The organism is Microbacterium sp., from assembly GCF_036566905.1.
Taxonomy (GTDB): Bacteria; Actinomycetota; Actinomycetes; order Actinomycetales; family Microbacteriaceae; genus Microbacterium.
Genome location: NZ_DATCVK010000163.1, coordinates 1 through 5,778 on the forward strand (window position 1 = coordinate 1; position 5,778 = coordinate 5,778).

Below are 5,778 nucleotides of genomic sequence, written 5' to 3' on the forward strand. Positions count from 1 at the left end.
CGTGCCGCCGGCGGCGGCCGTTCCGCCCGGAGCAGTGGCGTCGTCGGATGCCGCAGGCCCGAGCGGAGGGCTCCAGCGGGGGTCGTCGCTCTCGGCGTCGAGCTGCGCCAGCTCCTCTTCGAGGCGGCGGATGCGCTCGTCCTGGTCGCTGATCGTGCCGATGCGACCAAGGAACTCGGGATCGTCGTCCGGCGCCCGGCGGGCGGCGACGGACGAGGCGCGCACGCGTCCGACGACGAGCCAGAGCAGGCCGCCGAGGACGGGCAGGAGGACGACGATGAGGATCCAGACCGGCTTGCTCACACCGCGGTGGCGGCTCGGGGGCTGGACCGCGCAATCGACGATGGTGAAGACCCAGAACGCGGTCGCCACCAGGGCCAGTATCAACAGCACCCGAGGCATCTTCCCATCCTAGGCGGGCGCGGCCCGGCGTGGGCGTGCGCGGACGCTCCGTGACGCAACCGTCGCCGAACCCGCCCGCGGCGCGAACGTAGGATGGATGGGTGAAAGCGCGCTCGGCCATCGTCTACTCGGTGCTGCGGCTGCTGGCGTTCCTCGTGCCGTTCGGCATCCTGATGCTGTTCCCGATCATGCAGGAGTACTACTGGCTCGCGGCCATCTTCGCCGCGCTCATCGGCCTGAGCCTGTCGGTGCTGTTCTTGCGCAAGCCGCTCGAGGACGCGACGTCGGGTCTCGCCGAACGCCGTGCCCGGTCGCGCCGCGCGGTCACCGACGAGCAGGCGGAGGATGCCGCGGCCGACGCCGCCACCCCCGCCCCGCCCAGCGCGGCGGATGCCGCCGCGCCCACCGCGCAGGCCGCACCCGAGACCGACGCACCCGACGCCCGCGCCTGAGCTGCGCGCACCTTCGGAGTGCCTGCGGCATCCTCCAACAGGTCAACCGCGCTTCCACAGGAGAATGAGCCGCTGAACGTCCTGTGCAAGCGCGGTTGACCTGTTGCCATGGGAGTGCGCAGACCGCAAAGGAGCGTGTCCGGCGCTAGCCCGGATGCCGCCACGACCACCCGCCGCGGCGTCGCCTCGCGCAGCCGGGCGCGGACGCGCTGGGCGCGGCATCCGACTCAGCCGATGAAGGCCCACATGAGGAAGGCGCCGTACGCGACCGAGGTGAGCGAGGTGAGCCCGAGGGCCACCACCAGCTCGCGCGGATCGCGGTACGTCCACACGATGAGGATGGCGGGCAGCCCCGCCAGCAGGGCGAGGAGCGTGAGCCACGCGATCGGGTACCCGATCCACGCGAGGAAGGCGGCGATCAGGAACGCGACCAGCACGAACCCCGTGAACAGCCAGCGCGTGGCGGTGCGGCCGATGAGCACGGTGAGGGTCTTCTTGCCGGCGACGCGGTCCTGGTCGATGTCGCGGAGGTTGTTGGCCAGCAGCACCGCGCACGCGAGCAGTCCCACGCCGACCGCGCCGAACCAGGCCTCCTGCGGCAGTGCGAGCGCCTGCACCCAGGTCGTGCCGAGGGTGGCGACGAGGCCGAAGAACACGAAGACGAAGAGCTCGCCGAGGCCGTAGTACCCGTACGGGCGCTTGCCTCCGGTGTAGAACCACGCCGCGAGGATGCAGACCGCGCCGACGGCGAGGAGCCACCACTGCTGCGTGCGGATCGTGATGGCGAGACCGGCGAGCGCCGCGATCGCGAAGAACACCAGCGCCACGAGCAGCACGGTGCGCGGCCTGACCTTGCGCGATGCCGTGAGGCGCGCAGGGCCGACGCGGTAGTCGTCGGTGCCGCGGACGCCGTCGCTGTAGTCGTTGGCGTAGTTGACGCCGATCTGCAGCGACACCGAGACGATGAGGCAGAACAGCGCGATCACCCAGTGGAAGACGTCGGTCACGAGGATCGCGGCGCCCGTGCCCACGAGGATCGGCGTGATCGCGAGCGGCAGGGTGCGCAGCCGTGCCGCGCCGATCCAATCGCCGGCGGTGGGCTTCACGACGCGCGCAGGACTGCGCGTGACGTTCGCCTTCTGCGGGTTGCCGCGAGGCTGCTGCTTCTTCGCGCCCGCGGCGCCGCGCTTCTTGCTGGAGGTTGCTGCCACGAATGCACATCATAGGGGTCCGGCCGATGAAGGCCGGCGCGGCCGTCAAGCCCCTCGCCGGATGTCGGGCGTCGCGCGCATGATGGAGGCCATGTTGAGCATCGGATCCACCGTCCTCACCGTGGAAGACATCGACCGCGCCGGCGAGTTCTGGCGCGCGGCCCTCGGCTATGAGAGCCGCGGCGAGCCCAGCGACGACTGGGTGATCCTCGACCCGCCCGGCAAGGCGCATTGGGCGGCGCCGGGTGCGAGTCTCGCGCTGTCGGTCACCGGATACCCCCAGCACTACCCGCCGCGCATCCACCTCGACCTGTATGCCGAAGACCAGGCCGCCGAGATCCAGCGCCTCCTCGATCTCGGCGCCCGCGAAGTCGACTGGGACGACTACCCCGACGACGCCGACTGGGTGGTGCTCGAAGACACCGAGGGCAACAGGTTCTGCGTCGTGCAGACCGGGCCGTATCCGCAGAGCTGACGTGCTCCGATCACCGCGGCAGCCTCGAGCGGCAGGCGAGGCGGATCAGTGCAGGGCGAGGACGGCGCGGCGGATGGCCTCGCGATCGGGCTTGCCGGAGGGCAGCGTCGCCAGCTCGTCGACCAGCACGAGGCGCGATGGACGCGCGTGCGCGCCGATCTCGGCCTGCACGGCGGTGCGTGCCTCCTGCAGCTGGACGGCTTCGCTGCGGCGCAGCGCCTCGCCGCGGGAGGCGACGACGACGGATGCCTCGCCCCAGCGTTCGTCGGGGATTCCGACGACGACGGCCGTGTGGAGTCCGGGTATCCCCCGCACGATCCGCTCGACGCGGTCGAGCGAGACGTTGATGCCGCCCGACACGATGACATTGTCGATGCGCCCGCGCACCCGCAGGACACCGTCGTCGAACAGGCCGGCATCGCCGGTGCGGTACCACCGCGTGCCGTCGCGCTCGCGGAGGAACAGGGTATCCGTCCGCATCTGGTCGCCCAGGTAGCCCTCGGCCAGGGTGGGTCCCGACACCTGCACCTCGCCGCGCTCGATGCGCAGCCGCACGTTCGCGAGCGGCACCCCGTCGTAGACGCAGCCGCCGCTGGTCTCGGTCGAGCCGTAGGTGCGGACGATGCGCGCCCCCGCCGCCTCGGCGCGCTCGAGCGTCGCGGCGGGCAGCGCCTGGCCGCCGACGAGGATCGTCTCGAATGAGCGCACGGCGGCGAGCACGGAGCTGTCGTGCTCTGCGGCGTCCAGCAGCCGCGACAGCTGGGCCGGCACCAGCGACGTGTACGTCGGGATGCGTTCGCCGCGATCGGTCGACACCATCAGCAGCGCGGCGGCGGCGAAGGACTGGGGCGTGAACGCGCCGGACAGGATCGCCGGCTCGCGGTCGGCGACGAGCGAGCGGACCAGCACCTGGAGCCCTGCGACGTAGCTCGCCGGCAGGGCCAGGAGCCAGGCGCCGTCGCCGATGCGGTCGGCGGTCGCCAGCGCGCTCGCGGTCAGGGCGTCGCGACTGAGCACGACGCTCTTGGGGATGCCGGTGGACCCCGACGTCGTGACGACCACGGCGGTGCCGGCCCGGACCTCGTTCGGCAGCCCGCTCACGAGCCCCAGGCCCAGCGCAGGACCAGCACCGTGGAGCGCTCCGCGCAGGGCTCGGAGGATTTCGCGGGGATCGTCGCCGACGACGGGTTCGAGCTTCATGCGGACATCAGCTCCTCAGGAGCGCGTCGGCACGGACGGGTTTCGCCGGGCTCGTCGCCCCGTCGCGAGATGTCGAGGAGTTCGTGCACGGCGGGTCCTCAGAAGTGCCAGGGGTACGGCGACCAGTCCGGGTCGCGCTTCTCGAGGAACGCGTCGCGGCCCTCGACCGCCTCGTCGGTGCCGTACGCGAGCCGGGTCGCTTCGCCGGCGAACACCTGCTGCCCGACCATGCCGTCGTCGACGGCGTTGAACGCGAACTTCAGCATGCGGATCGCGGTCGGCGACTTGGTGAGGATGGTCCGCGCCATGGCGAGAGCCTCGCGCTCGAGGTCGGCGTGCGGCACGACCCGGTTGACGGCGCCCATCTCGTACGCGCGCTGCGCCGAATACTCCTCGGCGAGGAAGAACACCTCCCGCGCAAACTTCTGCCCGATCTGGCGCGCGAAGTAGGCGGAGCCGTAGCCGGCGTCGAACGACCCGACGTCTGCGTCCGTCTGCTTGAACCGGCCGTGCTCGGCCGACGCGATCGACAGGTCGCACACGACGTGAAGCGAGTGCCCGCCGCCCGCGGCCCAGCCGGGGATCACGGCGATGACGACCTTGGGCATGAACCGGATGAGCCGCTGCACCTCGAGGATGTGCAGCCGCCCTGCGCGAGCGGGTGCGTCGACGGACTCGGCAACCGAGTCTGCCGACTCGGAGTACTTGTAGCCGTCGCGCCCCCGGATGCGCTGGTCGCCGCCCGAGCAGAACGCCCAGCCGCCGTCCTTGGGGCTCGGCCCGTTGCCGGTGAGGAGCACCACCCCGATGCGCGGATCCTGACGCGCGATGTCGAGCGCGCGGTACAGCTCGTCGACCGTGTGAGGGCGGAACGCGTTGCGCACCTCGGGACGGTGGAACGCGATGCGGGCGATGCGACCGTCGCGGGAGACGTGGGATGTGATGTCGCTGTAACCGCCCTCGGCCTGGCCGGGTGCCGGCATCCACTCGTCCTCGTCGAACAGTTCCGAAACGCTCACCCGGCCAGCCTACGGCGGCGCGTCGGCGAGCGTCATCCGCCACCGGACACCACCGCCCGCCAACTAGCCTGGATCGGTGACCTCGACTCTTCGCACCGTGGCTGCTGCCGCGGCATCCGCTGCCCTGCTCTTCGCCCTCGTCGCCTGCACGGGCACGCCCGACGGCACCCCCACGCCCGCCGAGACCAAGACGGTCGCGATCGTCGACAGCGCCTGCGGGGACGACGACGGCATCACCGTCGCCGTGGACGCGTCGAGCCTCGAGGACGGCGACAGCAAGGCATGGTGCATCGGCACCGACGAGACGCTCGCCGCGGCCGACGCCCTCACCCTCGTGAACGTGACGACCGAGGGCACGGACGAGTACGGCGACGAGGTCGTGTGCCGCGTCAACGGCGTCCCCGCCGAAGACGTCGCGATCCCCGCCGCGGACGGCTCGGACTACTTCGAGACGTGCGAGTCGATGCCCGCCGCGTTCGCGTACTGGTCGATCTGGATCAAGCCCGCCGACGGCGAGTGGGCCTACGCCGAGGAGGGCCTCTCGACCCTCCAGCTCGAGCCCGGCGAGTCGCTCGAGCTGCTCTTCACGCTGAACGGCGAGCCGGCCGCGCCGACGACCTGACATGACGTTCCGACCCGGTCCTCTGCGTGCCGCGGCGATCCTCGCCGCAGGGTTCGTGGCGGCCCGGGTCGTCTACCGCATCCTCTTCCACGGGGCCGACGGCGACGGCTTCGTGCTGCTGGACCTTCCGGCGGTGCGGCTGCCACCGCCGTTCGCGCACGTCGTGCTGCTGGGCCCGGTCACGATCGACGGACTGTGGGATGCCGCCGCCAGCGCCCTGCCGATCGCCCTGGCGATCCTCGCCTTCGGCGTCCTGAACGCCGTCGTCGACCTCAACCGCGTGTTCGCGCGCGCCTCGCGCCGTGGACCGCTCCGAGGCATCGCGCGAGCCCTCGCGATCGCGGCGGCCACGCTCCCCTCGCTCGCCGACGGCGCCCGCGCGGTGCGGTTCGCGCAG

At 71.8% G+C, this 5,778-nt stretch carries 7 protein-coding genes and 1 pseudogene; 4 read left to right on the top strand and 4 right to left on the bottom strand.

Features of this window, described 5'->3' with window-relative positions; all coding sequences use genetic code 11:
• Nucleotides 1-402, bottom strand: a 402-nt coding sequence (locus tag VIP82_RS12275) for a PLDc N-terminal domain-containing protein (RefSeq protein ID WP_331908950.1), incomplete at its 3' end; no start/stop codon positions are given.
• A gap of 101 nt (nt 403-503) precedes the next feature.
• Between VIP82_RS12275 and VIP82_RS12280 the strand changes: the two genes are divergently transcribed.
• A complete protein-coding gene (locus VIP82_RS12280) occupies nt 504-854 on the top strand; it encodes a DUF4229 domain-containing protein (protein ID WP_331908952.1) in 351 nt (116 codons plus the stop codon).
• A gap of 227 nt (nt 855-1,081) precedes the next feature.
• Here the strand turns inward: VIP82_RS12280 and VIP82_RS12285 are convergent, their stop codons facing one another.
• On the bottom strand, nt 1,082-2,065 hold the full coding sequence (locus VIP82_RS12285) for a 1,4-dihydroxy-2-naphthoate polyprenyltransferase (protein WP_331908954.1): 984 nt from the start codon (nt 2,063-2,065) through the stop codon (nt 1,082-1,084).
• Between the two features lie 91 nt (nt 2,066-2,156).
• On the opposite strand from VIP82_RS12285, the gene VIP82_RS12290 reads away from it, so the two are divergent.
• A complete protein-coding gene (locus tag VIP82_RS12290) occupies nt 2,157-2,540 on the top strand; it encodes a VOC family protein (protein ID WP_331908956.1) in 384 nt (127 codons plus the stop codon).
• Between the two features lie 45 nt (nt 2,541-2,585).
• Here the strand turns inward: VIP82_RS12290 and VIP82_RS12295 are convergent, their stop codons facing one another.
• Both VIP82_RS12295 and VIP82_RS12300 read right to left on the bottom strand, forming a co-directional pair.
• Nucleotides 2,586-3,740 carry an AMP-binding protein gene (locus tag VIP82_RS12295; protein ID WP_331908958.1) on the bottom strand — a complete coding sequence of 385 codons (1,155 nt, stop codon included), beginning with the start codon at nt 3,738-3,740 and terminating at the stop codon, nt 2,586-2,588.
• A 98-nt stretch (nt 3,741-3,838) separates the two neighbouring features.
• Nucleotides 3,839-4,759: a 1,4-dihydroxy-2-naphthoyl-CoA synthase gene (locus VIP82_RS12300; protein WP_331908960.1), complete on the bottom strand. Its 921-nt coding sequence runs from the start codon at nt 4,757-4,759 to the stop codon at nt 3,839-3,841.
• 76 nt (nt 4,760-4,835) lie between these two features.
• Here VIP82_RS12300 and VIP82_RS12305 point away from each other — a divergent pair, with 76 nt between their 5' ends.
• Nucleotides 4,836-5,381, top strand: coding sequence for a hypothetical protein (locus VIP82_RS12305; RefSeq protein WP_331908962.1), 546 nt, complete (start codon nt 4,836-4,838; stop codon nt 5,379-5,381).
• Nucleotide 5,382: 1 nt separating this feature from the next.
• Nucleotides 5,383-5,778 (top strand): annotated as a pseudogene (locus VIP82_RS12310) (ECF transporter S component); the annotation flags it as partial.